This is a genomic window from Rhodopirellula sp. UBA1907 (assembly GCF_002337565.1).
Lineage (GTDB): Bacteria > Planctomycetota > Planctomycetia > Pirellulales > Pirellulaceae > Rhodopirellula > Rhodopirellula europaea.
The window spans coordinates 4,045-4,891 of sequence record NZ_DDGH01000019.1; the positions used below are offsets into that span (position 1 = coordinate 4,045).

An 847-nucleotide genomic window follows, 5' to 3' on the forward strand; every position below is an offset into this window, starting at 1 on the left:
AAGCGGGCTTCGGAGTACCAGATTGAAAGTCCTAGTTCGACATCGGGATCACGTTCACCAAGTTCGATCCGAACGTCGTAGTTCTTTTCGGGCGAGATGACTTGCAGCGTTCGCATTCGATCATCGGGGTTTTCGAACCGAAAGCGTCCATCGCCGACTTGGTAAGACTTCAGCGCGTGAGCGCCGGTCAGTTGCCACTGCAGGCCAAGTTCGGAGGACTCAAACGAATCGTTCGATACCGGGCCGTTGAGGTGTTCGATGATCTTGGGCTCTTGCTTGGGATCACGTTTGAGTTTGAACCATCCGTCATCCGTCCACTCGATCGCTTCGATCAGCGTGTGACGTCCGTGTGGCAAGGCTCCCTTTTTGTATCCGTGGTAGACGACGTACCAATTGCCATCGGCGTCGTCGATGATCGTGCCGTGTCCTTTGGACCAATAGGTTTCGTTTCGCGACCAAGTGTGGACGACTGGATTGTGAGGGCTGTTTTCCCAAGGCCCCAGTGGCGACCGCGAGCGAGCCGATGTGACCATGTGGCTGGTCGCGGGACCGGCCGTGCCACCTTGCGCCGCGGTCATGTAGTAGTAACCGTCGCGAAAAATGAGTTTGGGTGATTCGAGGCAAAAGCATTCGACTTCCCAGTCGGCCGGGTACTGCCAGCCACGGTGCTTTTGTTCGGGATCGCCCGTGACTTTCAATCCATCGCGTGAAAGCGGAACGACATTGCCGTTGTGCATGTACAAGTAACGGTCGCCTTCGGGCGTTGCGATGTGGCCCGGGTCGATGCCGGGAACGTCGAGTTCGATTGGATCCGACCAAGGTCCATGAGGATCTTCCGCGGTGACGA

1 protein-coding gene is annotated in these 847 nt (G+C 56.8%); it reads right to left on the reverse strand.

The window, feature by feature from the left end:
• A partial coding sequence (locus B2R17_RS04530) for a family 43 glycosylhydrolase (RefSeq protein WP_286763032.1) occupies nt 1–847 on the reverse strand: 847 nt, incomplete at both ends.